Genomic DNA, 21,623 nt, shown 5'->3' on the forward strand with positions numbered 1-21,623 from the left:
TAGTGGCGGCGCGGCGCAAGCGCCGCCTGCCATGCAGCCCGCTCCGCGACAATCGCGGTGCGGCTGTTTTATCCCGTAGTTTTCACGCAGATTGCCTTAAGCATGCACCCTTCCGAGGTTTTATTCCAAGGTAAACGCCAGCCGCTGTTGCTCGCCGCTTGCGACCACTACGCCGGCTCTGAAAAGCTGATGCGTAAATCGATTGCCTTGCAACAAGAGCTTGGCCCGCTGTTCGACATCACCTTCGATTGCGAAGACGGCGCCAGCGCCGGCAATGAAGAAGCCCACGCACAACTGGTGGCCGCGCTGATCGCCAGCGACGACAACCAGTTCAACCGCATCGGCGTGCGCGTGCACGACGTCGACAGCCCGTTCTTTGCGCGCGACGTGGAAATCGTCTGCGCCGCCGCCAGCCGCCTGGCCTATATCGCCGTGCCCAAAGTGGGCGGCCTGCAGGACGCCATGCTGGCGATCGACCTGATCAACCTGCACGCGCGCCGCGCCGGCCGCGACGACCTGCCCGTGCATATCCTGATCGAGACGCATGGCGCGCTGCATGACGCCTACGCCATCGCCGCCCTGCCCCAGGTCGAATGCCTGTCCTTCGGCATCATGGATTTCGTCTCGGCCCATTACGGCGCCATCCCGGCCGCCGCCATGCGCACGCCGGGCCAGTTTACGCACCCGCTGGTAGTGCGCGCCAAGCTGGAAGTGGCGGCCGCCTGCCACGCCCACGGCAAGGTGGCCTCGCACAATGTGACCACCGACGTGCGCGATTCGGCCGTGGTGGCCAACGACGCCCAGCGCGCGACCGCCGAATTCGGCTACACGCGCATGTGGAGCATCCATCCGGACCAGATCAAGCCGATTATCAAGGCCTTCACGCCGCGCCTGTCCGAGGTCAATGAGGCCAGCACGATACTCAATGAGGCGCTGCGCGCCAACTGGGGCCCGATTGCGCAGAATGGCCGCTTGCACGACCGTGCCAGCTACCGATATTATTGGACCGTTTTACAGCGCGCCAAACTGGCAGGCCTCGGCCTGCCCGAGGCGGCTGCTGCATTACTGAACACGCAAACGACCAGCCCTACTGAAAACTGACAGGAATTACATGATGTCCATCTCCAAATTAGCCATAGCCTGCAGCGTCGCGCTGGGCGCCATGACCCTCGCGCTGGCCCCGGCCTACGCTGCGACCGATACCGCGGCGCCGGCGAAAAAGACGGCCAAGGCCAAGCACAGCAAGGCCAAGGCCGCCGCCAAACCGGCAGCCAAGCCGGCCGAACCGAATCCAGAAGCTGATGAGCCGGACACCACTGGCGACACCACCACCGAATTCAATTGCGAACTCGGTGACAAGATCACTATCTACACCAACGCCAACGATGACAAATACATCGCGCTGCGCTGGAAAAAACGCTTGCATCGCCTGAGCCGCGTTGGCACCACCACTGGCGCCAATCGCTTTGAAAACCGCCTGTACGGATTGATCTGGATCGGCATCCCGGCCAAAGGCATGCTGCTCGATTCCAAGCAGAACCGCCAACTGGCCAATGAATGCAAGGATGCGGAGCAGTCGAAACCGGCAGTGGCAGTGGAAGCGCCGCCATCGCTGGGCATGCAGCAAGCAACCGGCGGCTGATGTGAGTAGCAGGGGCCTCCCCGGAGGCTCAGTCATATTTTGTAATTTGAATAATCAATAAAGACGATACCCAACAAGGAGAGGTCATGTCCCGCAACACTCTGAACACGCTCAAGGACTTTAATATTTCAGATAGCAAGAAGGGCAAGCTGTATTCCCTGCCTGCACTGGAAAAAAGCCTGGGCATCAATGTTTCCCGCCTGCCTGTGTCGATTCGCATCGTACTGGAATCGGTACTGCGCAATTGCGACGGCAAAAAAGTCACCGAAGAACACGTCAAGCAATTGGCGAGCTGGGGCCCGACCGCCGAGCGCACCGACGAGATCCCGTTCGTAGTGGCGCGCGTCGTGCTGCAAGACTTCACCGGCGTGCCACTGCTGGCCGACCTGGCCGCAATGCGTAACGTGGCCGCCAAGATGGGCGTCAACGCCAAGAAGATCGAGCCGCTGGTGCCGGTCGACCTGGTGGTCGACCACTCGGTCACCATCGACCACTACCGCGAAAAGAAAGCGCTGGACCTGAACATGAAACTGGAATTCTCGCGTAACAACGAGCGTTACCAGTTCATGAAATGGGGCATGCAGGCATTCGACACCTTCGGCGTGGTGCCGCCAGGCTTCGGCATCGTCCACCAGGTCAACCTGGAATACCTGGCGCGCGGCGTGCACAACACCGGCAAGAAAGCCGGCGACGTGTACTACCCTGACACCCTGGTCGGTACCGACTCGCACACCACCATGATCAACGGCATCGGCGTAGTGGGCTGGGGCGTGGGCGGCATCGAGGCGGAAGCCGGCATGCTGGGCCAGCCAGTCTACTTCCTGACGCCTGACGTGATCGGCGTGAACCTGACCGGCGCGCTGCGCGAAGGCTGCACCGCCACCGACCTGGTACTGACCATCACCGAATTGCTGCGCAAGGAAAAAGTGGTCGGCAAGTTCGTCGAATTCTTCGGCGAAGGCACCGAGTCCCTGACCCTGACCGACCGCGCAACCATCGCCAACATGGCGCCGGAATACGGCGCAACCATGGGCTTCTTCCCGGTTGACGAAGCGACCATCGATTACTTCAAGGGCACCGGCCGCAGCAAGGCTGAAATCGCTGCATTCGAAGGCTACTTCAAGGCGCAAAACCTGTTCGGCGTGCCAAAAGAAGGCGAGATCGACTACACCCGCGTGGTGGCACTGGACCTGGCATCGGTAGCGCCATCGCTGGCCGGCCCGAAACGCCCGCAAGACCGTATCGAAATCGGCAACGTCAAGGCCAACTTCGCAGAACTGTTCGCCAAGCCAACCACCGAAAACGGTTTCAACAAGAACCCGGCCGACCTGGCTGCCGTGTACGAAACCACCAATGGCGTGAAAGTATCGAACGGCGACGTGCTGATCGCTGCGATCACTTCGTGCACCAACACCTCGAACCCGAGCGTGATGCTGGCTGCCGGCCTGCTGGCCAAGAAAGCCGTGGAAGCCGGCCTGAAAGTGGCGCCACACATCAAGACTTCGCTGGCTCCTGGCTCGCGCGTCGTGACCGAGTACCTGACCGCTGCCGGCCTGCTGCCATACCTGGAAAAACTGGGCTTCGGCGTGACCGCCTACGGCTGCACCACCTGTATCGGCAATGCTGGCGACCTGACCCCGGAATTGAACGCCGCCATCGCCACCCACGACATCGTCGCCTCGGCTGTACTGTCGGGCAACCGCAACTTCGAAGCACGTATCCACCCGAACATCCGTTCGAACTTCCTGGCTTCGCCACCGCTGGTGGTCGCTTACGCCATCGCCGGCAACATGACGCGCGACCTGATGACCGAGCCAGTGGGCAAGGGCAAGGGCGGCAAGGATATCTACCTGGGCGACATCTGGCCTAGCTCGGCTGAAGTGTCGGCCATGATGAAGTTCGCCATGAACGCCAAGGTGTTCAAGGATAACTACGCTGACGTCAAGGGCGCACCAGGCAAGCTGTGGGAAAAAGTCACCACCGTGTCCGGTCAAGTCTACAACTGGCCTAAATCGACCTATATCGCTGAACCACCGTTCTTCGATAACTTCTCGATGACGCCAGCGGCAGTGGCCACCGGCATCGAAGGCGCGCGCGCACTGGGCGTGTTCGGCGATTCGATCACCACCGATCACATCTCGCCAGCCGGTTCGATCCAGGAAAACGGCCCTGCAGGCAAGTGGCTGAAGGAAAACGGCGTCCTGAAAGCGGACTTCAACTCCTACGGCTCGCGTCGCGGCAACCACGAAATCATGATGCGCGGCACCTTCGCCAACGTGCGTATCAAAAACCGCATGATCCCTGCCAAGGCAGACGGTTCGGCAGTCGAAGGCGGCATCACGATTCACCAGCCTTCCGGCGAACAAATGTCGATCTACGACGCAGCGATGAAGTATGTTGCCGAAGGCACACCAACCATGGTGTTCGGCGGCGAAGAGTACGGCACCGGCTCGTCGCGCGACTGGGCGGCAAAAGGTACGCAACTGCTGGGCGTGAAAGCCGTGATCACCCGTTCCTTCGAGCGTATCCACCGTTCGAACCTGGTGGGCATGGGCGTGTTGCCGCTGCAATTCATCGGCGACGACAGCGTGCAAACCCTGGGCATCACCGGCAATGAAACCTTCGACCTGAAAGGCCTCGAAGGCGAAATCAAGCCACAGCAACTGGCGACCCTGGTGATCCACCGCGCCAACGGCAGCTCGCAAGAAGTCAAAGTGCTGCTGCGCATCGATACGCCGATCGAAGTCGATTACTACAAGCACGGCGGTATCCTGCCATTCGTGCTGCGCCAGCTGCTGGCCGAGTAATCGTTCAGCCTTGATGCATCGCAAAAACGCCGGTCGCTGACCGGCGTTTTTTTTCGTCTGCACCATGGCCGCCACTTGAAATTTCCATATTCGCCATGATCTGGACACAGCTTACGCTGCATGCGTGGCCGAATCCTCTACAATAGGGCTCATAAGGGTTTATCATTTATTTGACTGATCCATTTTTTTTACTTTACGAGACTCTTATCCCGCTATGCGTCGTCCTTCCAAAGATTCATCCCATAAACTGACTGCCGACAGCCAGCGCCTGGTCACCTTTGCCCAGGCGATCGTACAGGCAGCCAGCCGCCTCGAAGAGCGGTCCTGGGAACACAGCCTGGATACGCAGCTCCAGAAATTACTCAAGACGGGTCACCAGGACACCATCGACAACACCCTTGGCAGCCTGTTCAAGGAAGACCTGAACGCCTACGACGTCCTGATGGATAGCGTGGAAGCGGTCAGCGAATCGACCGTCATCGTTCACGAAGACGCGCGCTACGACGCCTTGCTGGTGGCCGTGCCGATCCTGGCCTGGACGCGCTTTTCCATCGCTTCCGGCCCCATGGCCGGCGATGCGCACGGCGTGCTGTCCGCACACTTTGCGGCGCACCTGCTGGCCGACGGCACCAGGATGGCGATGGCGCCCACCCTGTATTCGATCGACCAGCTGCCGCGCAGCCATGTCGAAACCTATGCCAAGACGCAGAAACTGGCGCTGGCCGCGCTGAAGGGCACGGCTGTCAAACCGTCAAGCAAGGAAGCGGAAACGGCGCCCTTCCTGGCCGACACGCGCTACCTGCTGGTGGCCGTGGTGGCGCCCTTTGGTGCACCGCTGTTCCGCTGGCAAACGCCGGCCACGCAGCTCGACTTCATCGCCGAGCGCAGCGCAGCGCTGGCCCAATGGCGTACGCAAGCCACGCCGACCATCGCCCGCATGCTGCCTGGCTGCGGCCTGGAACTGCTGCTGCCGGAAGCGTATTACGTGGCCTGCCGCGAAGCGGACAAGCTGATACGCCCCGTCTCCGTGCGGGCGGCCGTGCATTACCTGACGCATACCCTGGCCATCGAGGCGTCGGAACTGCGCGCCGTGATCGCCGGCTTTGGCGAAGAATCGGCCGAGGGACAAGTCGATGAATACCGCATCGCCTTCACCCTGCGCCAGGCGCCGGAAGTCATCTACGGCATCGTCTGGCCTTTGTATGGCCAGGAAGATGAAGACGGCACGCCGATCGAAGGCTTGATCCAGGTCGGCATCGCCGCGCTCGACAAGCAAAAGACGCCGGTCGATGAAATCATCGAGCACCTGAACGCCGCCGGCGTAACGCAGATCAAGCGCCACACGGAACGTTATGTCGGTGAATATTGCGACGATTGCGGCGCCCCGCTGTTTGCCGACCCGGTCGGCGAACTGGCGCACGCCGAAATGCCGGAAGATACGCCACAGGGAACAGAGCACTTCCATTGATGGCTGACACGGCTTGAAAGCAAAAAAGGCAGAACCTCGGTTCTGCCTTTTTTATGCCTGCCACCAGTGTTAACTTACCACTGTGAAAACGGGTGGCGTATCAAATTGGCGTTGTAATAGCGCGTGTCGTCGGACACTTCGACGCCGACCCAGTCCGGCTTTTCAAAAGGCTGATCGACCGAGTGCAGCTCGATCTCGGCCACCACCAGGCCAAAATTGGCGCCCAGGAATTCATCGACTTCCCACACCATGCCCGCATACATGATGCGGCGCCGGTATTTTTCGATCAGCGGCTGCTCGCACAGGCCGTCGAGCAATTCGTTGGCGTCGGCCAGCGGTATCGGATATTCCCATTCGCCGCGGCGGGTGCCCACGTTCGCGCCCTTGATGGTCAGCATGGCGTGCTGGCCCTCGATGCGCACGCGCACCACGCGTTCGCGCTGCGACGACAGATACCCCTGGCGCAGCAATACCGGTTCGGCCAAGTCACGCCAGCCGTCGCCAGCGAGCAGGAATTTGCGTTCGATCTCGACGCCCATGATCACGCCTTTCAGTCGAGCGACAGCAGGATAGGCTGCAGCATGGCCGCGCCCAGCGCCGCGCTGCGCGCGCCATTCCAGCCCACCGATGGATCTGGCAAGTCGGCGTTTTCCTTGAATGGCATTTCCAGGGTCAGCGCCAGGCACTGGAAGTGGTGGCCGATGTACTTCGAGGCCAGGGTCAGCATGTCCGATTTGTACTTGCTGGCCGCGTAGCCGAACTTGTCCTGGAAGTCCGGGCTGGCTTGCTTGTAGCGTTCGATAAAGGCTTTTTGATGCGCAGCCTGGGCCGGCGTGAAGTTTTCCAGCATTTCATTGCCGGCCACGAAGTTGTATGGCAGCGCTTCATCGCCATGGATGTCGAAGAACATGTCGACGCCCGTTTCGTGAATCTTGTTTTTCACGCACAGCACTTCCGGGCTCGATGCCAGCGATGGCGTCATCCATTCGCGGTTCAGGTTGGCACCAGCCGCATTGGTGCGCAGGTTGCCGCGGATCGAGCCGTCCGGATTCATGTTCGGCACGATGTGGAACACGGCACGCTGCAGCAATTTGCGCGCGATCGGGTTGGCGTCGTCCAGCAGGGAATCGATCAGACCTTCGACAAACCATTCAGCCATCGACTCACCCGGGTGCTGGCGCGCGATGATCCAGATTTTCTTTTCCGCCTGCGGATCGCCGATGGTCACCAGATTCATGTCGCGGCCATCGACCGTGCTGCCCAGGTCGGACACGCGCACCAGCGGGTGTTCCGCCACTTCGCCCAGCAGGCGCAGATGGCGTTCCCACGAATACGGCTCGAAATAGGCGTAATACACGCTGTCGAGTTCCGGCGTGTGCGAAATCGTCATGACCTGGCCGTCGAACGTGGTCGGCACGCGGAACCAGTTTTCGCTATCGTAGCTGGCAACGGCCTGGTAACCCTCGTAACCGGCCGGATAGGTCGCCTGGCCGGCGTTCAGGAAACGCATGGTGCAGTGCTGGCCGCGCGCGCCTTGCAGGCGGAAGTGGAACCATTGGTGGATGTCGGCGTGCGAGTCCTTGCGCAATTTCAGGTCGATGGCGCCGGCGCTGGCAGCGCTGACTACCTCGATGGCGCCCGAGTCGAAGTTCTGGCTGATTTTAATGGTCATGTAACGATCCTATCCCATAAAGTAAATGTTACGGCAGGCCGCTGGAGCGCCGCCGCAACCATAAAAAAGCAGTGTAAGCTATCCCTCTATTTTCCGCCCTTTGCGCCCATTCGAAAAGCCTGATGAACTATTGACGCACCAATACGGGGCAAAAACTGGAAAAGTGTATGGCAAGCACATAAAAAGTCGGCCTGCCACCGTCTCGACCAGACAAAAAACTGCTTTGTAACAAGGGCGGAAACATTGCCTCCATGTAGCGCCCCTATAATTCAATTTTTTTGACCTAGTCGCCAGGAAAGTGTCGTGGACAAGAAGTTAACAAATATCCAGGAAAGAAAGCTGCGTGAAGCCCAGGCGCGGCGCGAGCACATCATTGAAGTCGTCAAGGACCTGATCAAGAAAGGCGGCGCGCGAGCCGTATCGATCCGTAAAGTGGCCGAAGCGGCCGGTTTTTCCACGACGGTCGTGTATGCCCTGTTCCGCGACAAGGCCACCCTGATCGGCCAGGCCATGGACAAGGACTTGCTGGAACTGGTACGTTTGATGCGCGCCGCCAGCGAAACTGCTGCCGACCATTGGGAACGCATCCGCCAGGTGGGCCGCGCCTATGTGCAATACGGCTTTCAGCATCCCGACGAATACTCGCTGCTGTTCATGGAATTGCGCCCGCACGCAGAGATCGATGCAGTCGAAGTCGAGCATGGCAATATCGAGCAGGACCCGTATGCGTTTGCCCTGCACCTGTTTGCAGAACTGGCCCAGGCGGGCCAGGTGCGCGGCGGCGAAGCGTCGCTGCACACGATGACGCAAATCTTTTGGCAATCCTTGCACGGCCTGGTGTCGCTGCGCATCGTGATGGACTCCGGCGATCCATGGACGCCCTATCCCGAGATGAGCACGCATATCGAAGATGTGCTGGCCGTGGTCACGGAAGGCATACGGTTGCGCTTCGGGCCCACTTCCTGATGCCAACATAGCAAAACAATGCGGCGCCAGATGGCGCCGCAATTATTTTTACGATGCCAGCATGCTCTGCGTTTCCTGGTAGCGCGTATGCCAGGCCAGCGCCTCCTGCAGGATATGCGGCGTATGGCCGCCGCGCAGGCACGCCGCATCATAATAGGCGCGCAGCTGGGCGCGGTAGTCGGGATGGGTGCAGCGCTCGATGATCAGCGGCGCCCGTTCACGCGGCGCCAGGCCGCGCAAGTCCGCATACCCCCATTCCGTCACCAGCACATCGACGTCGTGTTCCGTATGGTCCACGTGCGAGACCATCGGCACCACGCTGGAAATGCGTCCGCCCTTGGCGGCCGATTTCGACACGAACATGGAAATCTGTCCATTGCGGGCAAAGTCGCCCGAGCCGCCGATGCCATTCATCATGTGCGTGCCGCACACGTGGGTGGAATTGACGTTGCCATAGATATCGAATTCCAGCGCCGTGTTCAGGGCGATGATGCCCAGGCGGCGCACGATTTCCGGATGGTTGCTGATCTCTTGCGGGCGCAGCACGATCTTCGAGCGGTAATGGTCGATATTGTCCATCAGCTTTTGATGCACGGGTGCCGACAGGGTGATCGACGAGGCCGAGGCAAATGTCAGCTGGCCCGAGTCGAGCAGCTCGATGGCGCTGTCTTGCAGCACTTCCGAATACATGGTCATGTTACGGAAAGGCGAACCGATCAGGCCATGCAGCACGGCGTTGGCGATGGTGCCGATACCCGCTTGCAGCGGCAGCAGTTCCGGTCCCATGCGGCCCGCTTCCACTTCGGCCGTCAAAAAGGCGATCACGTGGTTGGCGATGGCCTGCGTTTCTGCATCGGGCGGCAAGGCGTTCGACGGGCTGTCCGGGCTATCGGTGATGACGATGGCGGCGATGCGGGCCGGGTCGATGGAAATCGCCGTGCTGCCCAGGCGCTGGTCCACGCGCGTCAGCGGGATCGGTTCACGGCCCGGCAAAGTCTGGGGAATGTAGATGTCGTGCAAGCCTTCCAGCGCCAGCGGCGTGGACAGGTTGATTTCCACGATCACTTGCGTGGCTTGCTGGGCAAAGGCGGCGGAGTTACCCACCGACATGGTCGGGATGATGGCGCCGGCCGCCGTGATGGCGGCCGCTTCGATCACGGCGATATCGACGGCCGCCAGGTTGCCCGAACGCAGCTGCTCGGCCGTTTCCGACAGATGCTGGTCGATGAACATGACCTCGCCATCGTTGATCTTGCTGCGCAACACAGGATCGACCTGGAACGGCATGCGGCGCGCCAGCACGCCCGCTTCGGCCATCAAGCCATCGCTGCCATTGCCCAGCGACGCGCCCGTGATCAGGGTCAGACTCAATGGTTCTTGCAGGGCGCGCTCGGCCAGCGCGCGCGGTAAAGCCTTGGCGTCGCCGGCGCGGGTAAAGCCGCTCATGCCGACACGCATGCCGTTATGAAACAATCTGGCTGCCTGGTCCGCGCTCATGATTTTATCGAGCAGGCCCGGGTGGCGAATACGATCCTCGTACATCTTGATGCTCCTGATTATTCTTAAAATAGATGGGCGCCATACAGCAGCCCCATAGCGGGTTTCAGTATAAAATCCCGGCTACATGCATGGCATGAATTAAATTCGCCACACCCAGTCGCTATTTTCATGCCTGGCTGCTCACATTACTTTCTCTGGCAGAACATCTTGGATATCCGCTCCCTGCGCTACTTCGTTGAAACCGTCCGCCTGTCGAGCTTTACGCAAGCGGCCGAGTCGCTGCACCTGACCCAGTCGACCATCAGCAAGATGGTGCGCCAGCTGGAAGATGAAGTGGGCGCGCAGCTGCTGGTGCGCGACGGGCGCAAGCTGACCCTGACCGACACGGGCCGCGTCGTCTACCAGCATGGCCAGGAAATGCTGGCCAATATGCGCCAGCTGACCCTGGAAGTGCGCGACACGCAAGCCTTGCAGCGGGGCAGCCTGACGGTGGGCATCCCGCCCATGATCAATGTGCTGTTCACGCCGGTATTAAAGGCTTTCCGCGCGCGCTACCCGAATATCAGCCTGACCTTGCAGGAAGACACGGGCCAGCAGATCGAGCGCAAGGTGGCCACTGGCGAGCTGGAAATCGGCATGACGGTGCTGCCGGCCGATCCCGAGCTGGACCTCGTGGCGGTGACCATCGCCAGCTACCCCATCTGGGCGCTGGCCGAGCCGGGCACATTTCAAAAGAACCGCACCAGCCTGCCCTTCAAGTCGCTGGCCGAGCTGCCGCTGGTGCTATTAAAAGATGAGTTTGCCCTGACGCGCAGCCTGCGCCAGCACTTCGCCCAGGCCGGCTTCACGCCGCAGATCGCCGCCCAGAGCGGCCAGTGGGACTGGCTGGTCGCCATGGCGTCGGCCGGCCTGGGCGTGGCCCTGCTGCCGGAACCGTTCATCCGCCGCCTGGCTGGCGAACCCCTGGAAGCGGTGCGCATCATCGAGCCGGAGCTGGCCTGGCAGGTGGCGCATATCTGGAGCGGACGCTATCTGTCGCACGCGGCGCGCGCCTGGCTGGAAGTGTGCCAGGATATCTTCGGCACCCGCTTCGAGCACCCATAAAAAAGGGTGGCCGCAGCCACCCTTGCTTTTACTACCTGCTACCGCCTTATTTCACAGCGGCGTCTTCTTTATACATACCGGCATATTTCCAGCCGAAGTACAGGATAAAGGTGTAGCACAGGGCTGGCACGATGAACGACAGTTGCAGACTCATGTGGTCAGCCAGGAAACCCTGGATGAACGGCACGATGGCGCCACCGACAATCGCCATGCACAGGATGCCCGAACCTTGTCCCGTTTGTGCGCCCAGCTTGTTCAAGGCCATGCTGAAGATGGTCGGGAACATGATGGAGTTGAACAGGCCGACGGCGATCAAGGCCCACATGGCGGTATGGCCGCGCGCGAAAATCGCCACCAGGATCAGGCCGATCACCACGGCCGCATTGAAGGCCAGGGTCTTGCCCGGGCTGACATAGCGCATCACGGCAAAGCCGATGAAGCGGCCCAGCATGGCGCCGCCCCAGTAGTAGCTGACGAAATGGGCCGCCTCGGCCGGGCTCAGGCCAGCAATCTGGCTTTCGCCCATGAAGTTGATCAGCAAGCTGCCGATACTGACTTCACCGCCCACGTACAGGAAAATCGCCACCGCGCCCAGCACCAGGTGGCGCTGCGACCAGATCGATGCTTGCTGGCCATCCTGCGCCACAGCCGCCTCGCCGGCATGCGAAATCTTCGGCAATTTGGCCAGCGCAAACAAGATAGCCAGCACCACCAGGGTAGCGGCCAGCGCCAGGTACGGCCCCTGCACGGCAGCCGCTTCCTTGGCGCGGTACGCCAGTTGCTCGACGGCCGGCAGCAAATCGAATTGCTGTACCGTCAACACGGTGCCCGACAGGATCAAGATACCGCCCAGGGTAGGCGCCACGGTGGTGCCCAGCGAATTGAACGCTTGCGTCAGGGTCAGCCGGCTGGACGCCGTCTGCGGGTTGCCCAGTTCCGTCACGTAGGGATTGGCGGCCACTTGCAGCACCGTAATGCCGGCTGCCAGGATGAAGAAGGCCAGCAGGAACAGCGCGTAGCTACCGGTCGAAGCAGGATAGAACATGGCGCAGCCGGCCGCGGCGATCAGCAAGCCCGTCACCACGCCGCTTTGATAGCCGATTCTCTTGATCAACATGCCGGCTGGCAAGGAAACGATGGCGTAAGCGCCAAAGAAACAGAACTGCACCAGCATCGCCTGGACATAGGTCAGCGTGTAGATCGAGCGCAGATGGGGAATCAGTACATCATTGAGCGAGGTCAGCAGACCCCACATGAAAAACAGCACGGTAACAATAATCAGGGCGCCTGTATTGTTTTGCGTGCCAGCCTGCGCGGGCAGCACGCCCGAACCTTGCTTTACGTGTTCCATACTTTCTCCGTTATTCATTCCAAGATAGTTGTGCCCTGCCGTGCATGTATGAAAGCAACATTCCAGGGTAAGCAATGACGTAGTAAAACTACGTATATGCGGCCGCATTATGCCCGAAAGCCCCGCATTTCGCAGCTTCCAGCACAATTATTCGATAACCATATAACTGACATTTGAAATCAAAAGTATACTTATATCTTGGAATCAGTATAATTTGTTGCAGTGCAGCACACGCAGCACACCATCTTCAGGAGCCTGCCATGTCCACCACCTTCAGCTACCACAGCACCCAAAGCAACAACATCGTCGCCACCGTTTCGGCCATCCTGAAACGCCTGGGCGCCTACCTGTCGCACACCGCCGATCACCGCGAACGCGCCTACGAAGAAGCCTACCTGGCGGAATCGGCCGACCGCTACGACCTGGAATTCCGCATGCGCGAACTGGCGCGCGCCAATCCACAGCCAACGTGGATGAGCGGCCTGGGCCGTTAATGCCGGTCATCACCTGATCGCCGGCATTCGCTGGCACTGATAGCGCCATCCTGCTCGCCTTGTGCTTGAGCACAGGATGGGCTATAACGGCGGCATGAAAACGCCTGTCACCATCTTCGCCATCGCCGGCAGCCTGTGCGCCGCCATCCTGGCAGCGAACATGCCGATGCTGTTGCGTGAAATCGTCAGCACCATGTCGGCGCGCGTGATCGACGAGGCCTGCATCAGCCTTCCCCTGCTGGGCTCGGGACTGGACGCCGACGGCATCGCCGCCGATCCGGTTTTGCGCCAGGACCTGCTAGCCATGCTGCAACGCATCAAGGCTATTTTCTGACGTCTTGCACGTTTTCCTAGACATTCCATCTAGTTTTACTACGCGTTTCTACTTAGGAGCTTCGGGTATAATGGCAACACTTGCCATACATCCATCGCTCCATGACCGTCCTTCGTCACACCCATCCACTGGTGATCCAGCTGGAAACCGATTTACTGCCCCTGTTCCGCGCCGCCCTGCCCGCCATCGCCCACACTGCACCGCAGGCACTGGCTTCCGTGTTTGCGTTTTCCAGCGGCAGCGCCAGCACCTTCCAGGATTATCATTTCGGCATATCCTGCCTGCTGGAACAGGTCTCGCCAGACAGCGCCGACGAAGTCGCCCTGCTGGTCAGCGTCACGGGCCTGGAACAAGCGGCGCAGCTCAGCGCCCAGGTTGCCTGGGGACCACCCTCGGGCAAGGTCGAAGCGCAGGCCGACTTGCCTGCCGCCACGATGGCAGCGCTGCATGCGGCGCTGCCGGAATTGATGACCGCCTTGCAGCTGGCAGCGCAGCGGGGCCAGCCCTAGCCCGTCATCAAGCCTTCATCTGCCGCTGGCACAATCACACCACATGGCCACCGCCGCCGTCTTCCATATCCAGGATCAACCTTCATGCAACTGTCTTTAAATAGCAAAATCTGCGTCGCCGCCACCGCGCTGGCCATTCTGAGCCTGGGCATCACCGCAGCCGTGATCGGCTACCAGAGCAGCGCCCAGGCCGAAGGGGCCGCGATGGACCTGGCCCGCACCTCCGCCCGCGAAGCGTCGGGCGCGCTGCAGGCGCGCATCGCCAGCAACCTGGCCAATATCACCAGCCTGGCCGGCGCCATGCGCGGCAGCAAGAGCGCCAACCTGCCCCTGCAGCGTGAACAGATCTACGAACTGAGCAAGGCCACCCTGACCAGTTCCGATGACTTCATCGGCGCCATGGTGGCGTGGGAACCCAATGCACTCGACGGCAAGGATGCGGATTACGCCAACCAGCAACCGTATTACGACGCCAGCGGCCGCTTCATGCCCTACTGGACGCGCGGCAACGATGGCAAGCTGCATGCCGAACCCAACGTGTTCGGCCCCGGCGCGGGCGCCAATGACTGGTACGACATCCCCAAGCGCACCGGCAAGGTGTTCTTTACAGAACCGTATGTCTATCCGGTCGATGGCAAGAGCGTGCTGATGGCCTCGCTGGTGGCGCCCATCATGATCGACGGCAGCTTCAAGGGCACGGCCAGCGCCGATTTCATGCTGACGCGGCTGGCAAAAATCCTGGCCGGCCTGCAAGTGTTTGATGGCGGCAAGCTGGCCCTGATCTCGAACGGCGGCCTGTACGCCAGCAATCCTGCGCCTGACAAGCTGGGCAAGAAGGCCGACGATCTGCCGCCCGCCGCACTGGACAAGGTACGCCAGGGCCAGCCGTATGAGTTTGAAGACGGCAAGGGCCAGGTACATTTGCTGCAGCCGCTGCACATCCACCCTGACATCGCGCCATGGAGCATCGAGCTGAGCTTCCCGAAAAGCGTGGCCACCGCGCCCGCGCGCGAGCTGATGCGCCATACCCTGCTCGTTGCCCTGCTGTGCGCTGCCGCTACGGCCGGCATCCTGGTGCTGGTGCTCAACCGGCTGACGCGCCCCTTGCGCGCCCTGGGCGCCACCATGACGGACCTGTCCAGCGGCGACGCCGACCTGCGCGTCAAGCTGGACGTGCGCGGTACCGACGAACTGGCCGTGATCGGCAACGGTTTTAATCAATTCGTCGCCAAGATCCACGCCGTGCTGCTGCAAGTGCAGGCCAGCGCCGACAACGTGGCCCGTGCCAGCGCCGAAATCGCCCAGGGCAATAACGACTTGTCCGCGCGCACGGAACAGCAAGCCAGCTCGCTGGAAGAAACCGCTGCGTCAGTAGAAGAACTGACGGGCACGGTCAAGGACAACGCCGACCATGCGCGCGAGGCCAGGGAGCTGGCCGCCTCCGCCTCCGACGTGGCGCACAAGAGCGGTGTGGTGGTCGGCAAGGTGATCGCCACCATGACCTCGATCAACGATTCCTCGAACAAGATCGTCGATATCATCAGCGTGATCGACGGCATCGCCTTCCAGACCAATATCCTGGCCCTGAACGCAGCTGTCGAAGCGGCGCGCGCCGGTGAACAGGGACGCGGCTTTGCCGTCGTCGCCACCGAAGTGCGCAACCTGGCGCAACGCTCAGCAGCGGCAGCCAAGGAAATCAAGCTGCTGATCGACGATTCCGTGGGCAAGGTAGCCGCTGGCAGCAAGCTCGTCGATGAAGCGGGCGCGACGATGGAACAAGTGGTCGACAGCGTGCGCAAAGTCACCGCCATCATGACCGACATCAGCGTGGCCACCACGGAACAAAGCGACGGCATCGCGCAAGTGAACCAGGCGCTGGCGCAAATGGATGGCGTGACGCAGCAGAATGCGGCACTGGTGGAAGAAGCGGCGGCGGCCGCCGAAAGCCTGCAAGACCAGGCCCATCATCTGGCGGACGTGGTCGGTGTCTTCAAGCTCGGTGAACAGGCGCGCCAGGCGCCAGCAGCGCCGACCCGGGCAGCGCCGCTGCCCAAAGCGCCGGCGCCCCGTCAACGCCTGGCGTCGGCCAGGCCGGCCGCAGCCGATGAATGGGAAACATTTTAAAGAGATTGATCCCGGCGCGCTTTTTATGGCGTGTAACATTAAGTGAGAATTGCCCATCATTAACAATTCTATAATGACCAGGCGCATACGGCACGCATACCTGCCGCTTACCTGGGAGTTCGAATGCAAAAAAATTGGGCGATATTGCTTGCAACAAGCGCTGCATTACTGGCTGGCTGCGGCGGTGGCGGTGAAGGTAGCGAGCCAGGCGCGCGTTATGCAGCGCAGACAGTCAACGGGCCGGCATTGGCTGCCTATGTGGGCACCTGGCAAGCCGATTGCAGCGAACATGCACGCCAGTCATTGAGCATCAGCTTGAAAAATGATGGCAGCGGCGCACTGGAACTGTCACCGGCCACCAGCTACTATGCCCAGGCGGATTGCAGCGGTCCCGCATTGGCGACGGAAACCCTGAATACGGCCATTACGGCAACGGCAGACGGTACGCAAGACAGCGCGCTGTCATTGACGGCAGGCGAGCCGGCAACGGCGGTACATATCGACAAGATCATTACGTCGCTGCCGCAATTCGCCTTCCAGGTCAGCGGCCCTGGCGCCGACTATGTCGTCCAGGAGTCGCAACAGCAATGGTGCATCGATTTGGGCGCAGCGGGCAACATCTGCCTGCATGACGATGGCCTGCAACAGGCGCAAAGCCTGCAAGCCGGCCTGGTGTTGCGTGACAATGCCTTGTATACCGTGCTGCAAAACAATGCCGGCTATGCACTCGACACGCGCTACGTCAAAAAATAAGCAGTATTTTATTTTTATCAATCGTACTTCATAAGCAGTACTTCATCACGGGCATTTGATCCCTGCCGCCGGGCTTCCGGCAATGCCGGCCTCCCTGTCCCGGGCTTCCCTGCCCGGGAACTTCCCCCACTTCCGCCGCCCCATGACTGACCCGCATGCTGCGTGCAGGCCAGGCGCCACGCCATAAAAACAACGCCATTATTTATAAATAACACATCTTAATTTTCATTATGATAATATATTGCGTTATCAAAAATAAAACTTTCTCTCACTACCACAGGGGAATTCCATGTTCACACGCATCTCAGCATTGTGTATCGCCGCCGCCCTGAGCGCCCTGCTGGGGGCCCAGGCCAGCGCATCGCCGTCGTATTCGGCACGGGGCCTGTCCTGGGGAGATGGCCTGGAAAGCAATCTCAGCGGCATTAACCAGCTCGCGCACACCATCGGCACCAGTTACGGCAACGGCAGCATGCCTGCCGCCACCAACTGGGGCGCCATCGCCGGCAGCATGGGCACGAACAACGAATACTTAAGCTGGGGCACGGGCCTGAACGACGCCGGTCTCGCCTCCGGCTACACCCTGGCCTATGCGGGCAGCTACAACTACACCGTCGCCATGGTCGGTAACAAACTGATGTATGCCGACGCCAGCATCGAGAGCAATGCCTATGGCATCAACAATCACGGCGTGGCCGTGGGGTATGCCAAGGCCTACACCACGGGCAACCCCAAATTCGACATGGGCAAGCCCGAGCACGCCACCGTCTGGACGGGCCTGACGGCGACCGACATCCACCCGGCGGGCGCCACCAACAGCTATGCGCGCAGCATCAACGATGCCGGCCAGATCGCGGGCGAAGTCGACGGCGTCATCACGCGCTGGGACAATGGCACGGTTAGCTACCTGGGCAACGGCAAGGCGGCCGGCATCAACAGCCTGGGCGCCGTCGCCGGCACCAGCAATGGCAACGTGATGGTCTGGGACAGCCTGGGCGCGCACAACCTGGGCGCGGGCACGGCAGGCGCCATCAACGCGCTGGGCCAGGTGGTGGGCAGCGCAAACGGCCGCGCCACCCTGTGGAGCGATGGACTGGTCTACGACCTGAACAGCTTCCTCAGCGCCGCCGTGCTCAACGCCGGCTGGCTGCTGTACGAGGCGACCGGCATCAACGACGCCGGCTACATCGCCGCCAATGGCTACAACAGCCTGCTCGGCGTGAGCCAGGGTTATCTGCTGTCGCCAACCTCTCTGCTGGCACCCGTGCCGGAAGCGCAAACCTGGGCCATGCTGCTGGCGGGGCTGTGCCTGGTCGGCGCCGCCACACGCCGGCGCGGCATCAACCGCCAGCGTTGATCCGCGCCCTTCCGTATTACCGTAGCGCTTCCTGCAGGCCCGGCGCAAATTCGGCGCCGTGCTTGATTTGCGCGGTGGACGCCTTGATGGTGCCGCCGATCGCTTCGGCGCGGCCGTCCAGGCATTTGCCGAGGAAGTTTTCCGCCACCGCATTGAAGGCGATGTTGTTGACGGGCCGCGCAAAACCATGGCCTTCATCGGGGAACAGCACGTAGGTGACGGGGATATTTTTCGCCGCCATTTCCGCCACGATCTGGTCCGACTCGCGCACGTTGACGCGCGGGTCATTGGCGCCCTGGCCGATCAGCAAGGGCCGCTGGATATTGGCGGCAAAGTTCAGCGGCGAACGTTCCTTCAGCAGCGCCCGGCCGTCTTCCGTGGTGGGGTCGCCCATGCGCTTGTAAAACTGCTGCTTGATCGCTTCCCAGTACGGCGGTATGGTTTCCAGCAAGGTAAACAGGTTCGACGGGCCGACGATGTCGACGCCGCAGGCAAACGTGGTCGGCGTGAACGTCATGCCGGCCAGGGTCGCGTAGCCGCCATACGAGCCGCCCATGATGGCGACCTTGTCGGCCGTGGTCACGCCGCTCTTGACGGCCCATTGCACCGCGTCGAGCAAGTCGTCATGCATCTTGCGGCCCCATTGCAAATCGCCGGCCGAAATGAATTGCTTGCCGAAACCGGTCGAGCCGCGGTAGTTCACCGACAGCACGGCATAACCGCGGTTGGCCAGCCACTGGTGCGTGCTGTTGTAGCCATAGCCGTCACGCGCCCACGGTCCGCCATGCACCAGCAGCACCAGCGGCACCGGCTTGCTGGCGTGCCCGCTGGCGTCAGCCTGCGACGCTTGCGGCAGGGTCAGGTAGGACACCAGGGTCAGGCCATCGCGCGCCTTGATCTCTTGCGCATACATGGGCACCAGCGGCGCGCCTTCCAGCTCGGGCCGCGTCACATACAGCTGCGTCAGGTGTTTGCTCTTGCGCTCGTACAGCCAGGCCGATGGCGGCGCAGTCACGCTATCGACCGCCACCAGCCATTTGTCGTCGGCATCCGTGCGCGACACCACGCTGAACTGGCCCTTGGTATTCTTCTTGAGGAATTCCAGGTCGCCTTTGACGTCATTCGACAGCGGCACGTATTCCTGCTGCAGGTAATTGACGCTATACGCCTGCACGCGGCCGGTGCGCTGATCGTACAGTGCGTTGGCAATATCGGCGCGGGCATCCTCGGCCACCACGGTAGTCTTGCCGCTGGCCACGTCCTGCGCCAGCAGGGCCGAGGTATTGCGGCCGCGCGAATCGGTCCAGTACAGGGTTTTGCCATCGGTAGTAAATGTCAGCGGCGCCGTGGTCTGCGAGTCGTCCAGGCCGATGTCGGCCAGCGGCGTGCTCTCGACCTTGCCGCCTTTGACACGGAAATAGGTGGCGCCCCCATCGCTGCGCGGCTTGCTGGCCAAACGCAGGTTCAGCTGCTCATCAGCCACGTAGCCGCCATAACCGTCATTGTGCTGCACCAGGGTCAGCTTGCCGCTGGCCAGGTCCAGGCTGTACACGTCATGCCAGCGCGGATCGCGGTTATTGATACCGATCAAAATGCGGTCCTTGACCTTGCTGCTGATCTGCACGATCTGCACGCGGGTTTTCTCAAACGGCGTGTAATTGATCTGCTTGCCGCTGACCACATTCACGCCATACAGCAGGAAATTCTCATCGCCGCCCTTGTCCTGGATAAACAGCAAGGTCTTCGAATCAGGCGACCAGAAGCTGCCCCGTATCGGCCGCACCTTTTCATCCGTCAGGGGACGCGCTTTCGACAGATCGCTGGCCGGCGCCACCCACACATTGAGCACCCCATCGCGCGGCGCGATCCAGGACAGCCACTTGCCATCCGGGCTGATCCTGCCACCGGACTTGCTGGGATTGCCAAAAATCTTCGCCCGCTCGATCAGCGGAACATCGTTGGCAGGAGATTGAGCGTAGGCCGGCAGGACGCTGGCGAACAAGAGTGCAGGCAGGGCATAACGTAGCATGGACACCTCATGGTAAGTGAATGAAGGAAAACATGGCAATCTTGCATTGCCAGACCATGATAGACGAAAAAACAATGGCTACGCCATTTACAGTGACAGGTCGCAGGAAGCGGGGAGCGAATGGCGGAATAAGCGGAATGAAATGCCGGGTGCGCCCCTGTCTTCCCTACCGCCCGCCGCCCTGACGCTCGAAACGCAACTGGCGCGATGTATCCGACTGGTCCGTGGCCAGGAATCCATCGGCCTGCGGTTCGATGCGAAAGCGCGAGCTGCCAATGAACATGGCGTTATCCTGCAAGCTACCCGATTGCACCTCACCACGGCTATAGGTCGATAACCGGCCATCTGCCTGCACCGTGAGTTTCACCATCGCCTTTTGACGGCTATCGAAGGCAGAAAACTCGCCCGCATTCCATCGCTGCACTTCGCGCGGCGGTGATGACTGATTCTCTTGCTGCGCCTTGTTATTGGCATTCGCGGCCATCGCCGCGATCACCGCCAGGCCGACCACGCCCACCGCGATCGCGGCTTTCTTGTCGCTGTCCTTGTCGCGCCCCACCCGGAATTCGGCCGCGCATCCCCGGTCGACCCACACGCCCCGGTTTTCATATCCCCAGGTCCGTCCTTCCCGGCATTGATTGTTGGAAAACTCGCGGATCAGCTTCACTTTCCCATCCGTATCAGCGCGGCAAAAATTGTAGCGCCCGCGCTCACTCTCGCAATTGATCTTATCCGACGCCATCGCAGGAAACGGAGCCCATGCCATGGCAGCGATCAGCACACTGCTGACCGAACGACGCAATACAGTATTCATAAAAATCCAGGTGATTGAGGCCGGAACTCGGCTTGTGCCCGGAGAATACCATAACGGTTTTATTTCTACCACTATGGTATATTTAAATTCTTGGTGGTCATATTGATACATCAACATGGATAACCTGGGCTGGGGATTCGTTCGAACAGCGATGTTGCGCCAGCCCGCCTTGAACCCGCCAGCCATCGCGTTAAAATGAACTGCGTACATACATTGGAACAAGCCCGGAAAGTGAGCCCCCCCCATGTTCTATGCGCTTTACGTATGGAAAGACGCCAACAGCGCCTATGGCGCTGCGTTTCCAGATCTGCCTGGGGTCAACACTGCCGCCGACGATCTGCATGATCTCAGCAAAGCCGCGCAGGAAGCCGTTGAAACGATGTATGAAGGAGAAGCAAATATCCCTGCCCCATCCGACATTGGAAAATGGATGAGCGATCCTGATTACGCCGATGGCTTCTGGATGCTGGTGGATATCGACCTGTCGAAAGTCAACACCAAACCGGTGCGTCTGAATATCTCCTTGCCGGAAAGCCTGCTGCGCGATATCGACCGATACGCCAAATCCCGCCACCTCACACGCTCGGGGTTCCTGGCGGAGGCGGCCATGAAGGCGATGGCGGAGTAGCGCGCTGACGGCAAGCGGGGAATTAAGGGAATGGAATGCTTGTCGCAAGCCTGGAAGGTTTGCACCTTGGT

General features: G+C 60.8%; 19 protein-coding genes. 13 read left to right on the forward strand and 6 right to left on the reverse strand.

All coding sequences use genetic code 11. The features are described 5' to 3' along the window. Positions 1–102 precede the first annotated feature (102 nt). The 4 genes from ACL9RI_RS10090 (at position 103) to ACL9RI_RS10105 (ending at position 5,917) form a co-directional block, all read left to right on the forward strand. On the forward strand, positions 103–1,101 hold the full coding sequence (locus tag ACL9RI_RS10090) for an HpcH/HpaI aldolase/citrate lyase family protein (protein WP_183675948.1): 999 nt from the start codon (positions 103–105) through the stop codon (positions 1,099–1,101). 13 nt (positions 1,102–1,114) lie between these two features. Then, a complete protein-coding gene (locus ACL9RI_RS10095) occupies positions 1,115–1,642 on the forward strand; it encodes a hypothetical protein (protein ID WP_422726525.1) in 528 nt (175 codons plus the stop codon). Positions 1,643–1,728: 86 nt separating this feature from the next. Next, a complete protein-coding gene (gene acnA, locus ACL9RI_RS10100) occupies positions 1,729–4,449 on the forward strand; it encodes an aconitate hydratase AcnA (RefSeq protein ID WP_422726427.1) in 2,721 nt (906 codons plus the stop codon). Between the two features lie 214 nt (positions 4,450–4,663). Further along, positions 4,664–5,917, forward strand: coding sequence for a DUF2863 family protein (locus tag ACL9RI_RS10105; RefSeq protein WP_422726428.1), 1,254 nt, complete (start codon positions 4,664–4,666; stop codon positions 5,915–5,917). A gap of 74 nt (positions 5,918–5,991) precedes the next feature. Here ACL9RI_RS10105 and ACL9RI_RS10110 read toward each other — a convergent pair whose 3' ends face one another. Further along, the gene (locus ACL9RI_RS10110; RefSeq protein WP_422726429.1) at positions 5,992–6,456 is read right to left on the reverse strand and encodes a CYTH domain-containing protein; all 465 of its coding nucleotides are present in this window, start codon (positions 6,454–6,456) and stop codon (positions 5,992–5,994) included. A gap of 11 nt (positions 6,457–6,467) precedes the next feature. After that, positions 6,468–7,589 carry a M14 family metallopeptidase gene (locus ACL9RI_RS10115; RefSeq protein ID WP_422726430.1) on the reverse strand — a complete coding sequence of 374 codons (1,122 nt, stop codon included), beginning with the start codon at positions 7,587–7,589 and terminating at the stop codon, positions 6,468–6,470. 303 nt (positions 7,590–7,892) lie between these two features. Here ACL9RI_RS10115 and ACL9RI_RS10120 point away from each other — a divergent pair, with 303 nt between their 5' ends. Continuing rightward, the gene (locus ACL9RI_RS10120) at positions 7,893–8,555 is read left to right on the forward strand and encodes a TetR/AcrR family transcriptional regulator (RefSeq protein WP_422726431.1); all 663 of its coding nucleotides are present in this window, start codon (positions 7,893–7,895) and stop codon (positions 8,553–8,555) included. Between the two features lie 48 nt (positions 8,556–8,603). On the opposite strand, the gene ACL9RI_RS10125 is transcribed toward ACL9RI_RS10120, so the two are convergent. Continuing rightward, positions 8,604–10,097 (reverse strand): succinate CoA transferase, encoded by a 1,494-nt coding sequence (locus ACL9RI_RS10125; protein ID WP_422726432.1) that lies wholly within the window; start codon positions 10,095–10,097, stop codon positions 8,604–8,606. A gap of 165 nt (positions 10,098–10,262) precedes the next feature. On the opposite strand from ACL9RI_RS10125, the gene ACL9RI_RS10130 reads away from it, so the two are divergent. Then, positions 10,263–11,159, forward strand: coding sequence for a LysR substrate-binding domain-containing protein (locus tag ACL9RI_RS10130; RefSeq protein WP_422726433.1), 897 nt, complete (start codon positions 10,263–10,265; stop codon positions 11,157–11,159). 46 nt (positions 11,160–11,205) lie between these two features. Here the strand turns inward: ACL9RI_RS10130 and fucP are convergent, their stop codons facing one another. Then, the gene (fucP, locus tag ACL9RI_RS10135; RefSeq protein WP_422726434.1) at positions 11,206–12,510 is read right to left on the reverse strand and encodes an L-fucose:H+ symporter permease; all 1,305 of its coding nucleotides are present in this window, start codon (positions 12,508–12,510) and stop codon (positions 11,206–11,208) included. A gap of 260 nt (positions 12,511–12,770) precedes the next feature. Here fucP and ACL9RI_RS10140 point away from each other — a divergent pair, with 260 nt between their 5' ends. From ACL9RI_RS10140 to ACL9RI_RS10165, 6 genes are all read left to right on the forward strand, one after another. Further along, positions 12,771–13,004, forward strand: coding sequence for a DUF3563 family protein (locus ACL9RI_RS10140; RefSeq protein WP_422726435.1), 234 nt, complete (start codon positions 12,771–12,773; stop codon positions 13,002–13,004). A gap of 94 nt (positions 13,005–13,098) precedes the next feature. Further along, positions 13,099–13,338, forward strand: coding sequence for a hypothetical protein (locus ACL9RI_RS10145; RefSeq protein WP_422726436.1), 240 nt, complete (start codon positions 13,099–13,101; stop codon positions 13,336–13,338). A 101-nt stretch (positions 13,339–13,439) separates the two neighbouring features. Then, positions 13,440–13,847 carry a hypothetical protein gene (locus ACL9RI_RS10150; RefSeq protein ID WP_422726437.1) on the forward strand — a complete coding sequence of 136 codons (408 nt, stop codon included), beginning with the start codon at positions 13,440–13,442 and terminating at the stop codon, positions 13,845–13,847. An 84-nt stretch (positions 13,848–13,931) separates the two neighbouring features. Continuing rightward, the gene (locus ACL9RI_RS10155; RefSeq protein ID WP_422726438.1) at positions 13,932–15,971 is read left to right on the forward strand and encodes a methyl-accepting chemotaxis protein; all 2,040 of its coding nucleotides are present in this window, start codon (positions 13,932–13,934) and stop codon (positions 15,969–15,971) included. A 123-nt stretch (positions 15,972–16,094) separates the two neighbouring features. Then, positions 16,095–16,724, forward strand: a complete 630-nt coding sequence (locus tag ACL9RI_RS10160; RefSeq protein WP_422726439.1) for a hypothetical protein — start codon at positions 16,095–16,097, stop codon at positions 16,722–16,724. A 289-nt stretch (positions 16,725–17,013) separates the two neighbouring features. Beyond that, positions 17,014–18,081, forward strand: a complete 1,068-nt coding sequence (locus tag ACL9RI_RS10165; protein WP_422726440.1) for a PEP-CTERM sorting domain-containing protein — start codon at positions 17,014–17,016, stop codon at positions 18,079–18,081. Positions 18,082–18,097: 16 nt separating this feature from the next. Here ACL9RI_RS10165 and ACL9RI_RS10170 read toward each other — a convergent pair whose 3' ends face one another. Together ACL9RI_RS10170 and ACL9RI_RS10175 are read right to left on the reverse strand one after the other, a co-directional pair. Further along, on the reverse strand, positions 18,098–20,110 hold the full coding sequence (locus tag ACL9RI_RS10170) for a S9 family peptidase (RefSeq protein WP_422726441.1): 2,013 nt from the start codon (positions 20,108–20,110) through the stop codon (positions 18,098–18,100). A gap of 166 nt (positions 20,111–20,276) precedes the next feature. Further along, positions 20,277–20,924, reverse strand: coding sequence for a DUF3011 domain-containing protein (locus ACL9RI_RS10175; RefSeq protein WP_422726442.1), 648 nt, complete (start codon positions 20,922–20,924; stop codon positions 20,277–20,279). Positions 20,925–21,168: 244 nt separating this feature from the next. On the opposite strand from ACL9RI_RS10175, the gene ACL9RI_RS10180 reads away from it, so the two are divergent. Further along, entirely contained in the window at positions 21,169–21,552 is a 384-nt protein-coding gene (locus tag ACL9RI_RS10180) for a type II toxin-antitoxin system HicB family antitoxin (protein WP_422726443.1), read from the forward strand. Positions 21,553–21,623: the final 71 nt, after the last annotated feature.

The sequence above is a fragment of the Janthinobacterium sp. Mn2066 genome (assembly GCF_049319705.1).
In the GTDB taxonomy this organism is placed as follows: Bacteria; Pseudomonadota; Gammaproteobacteria; order Burkholderiales; family Burkholderiaceae_D; genus Janthinobacterium.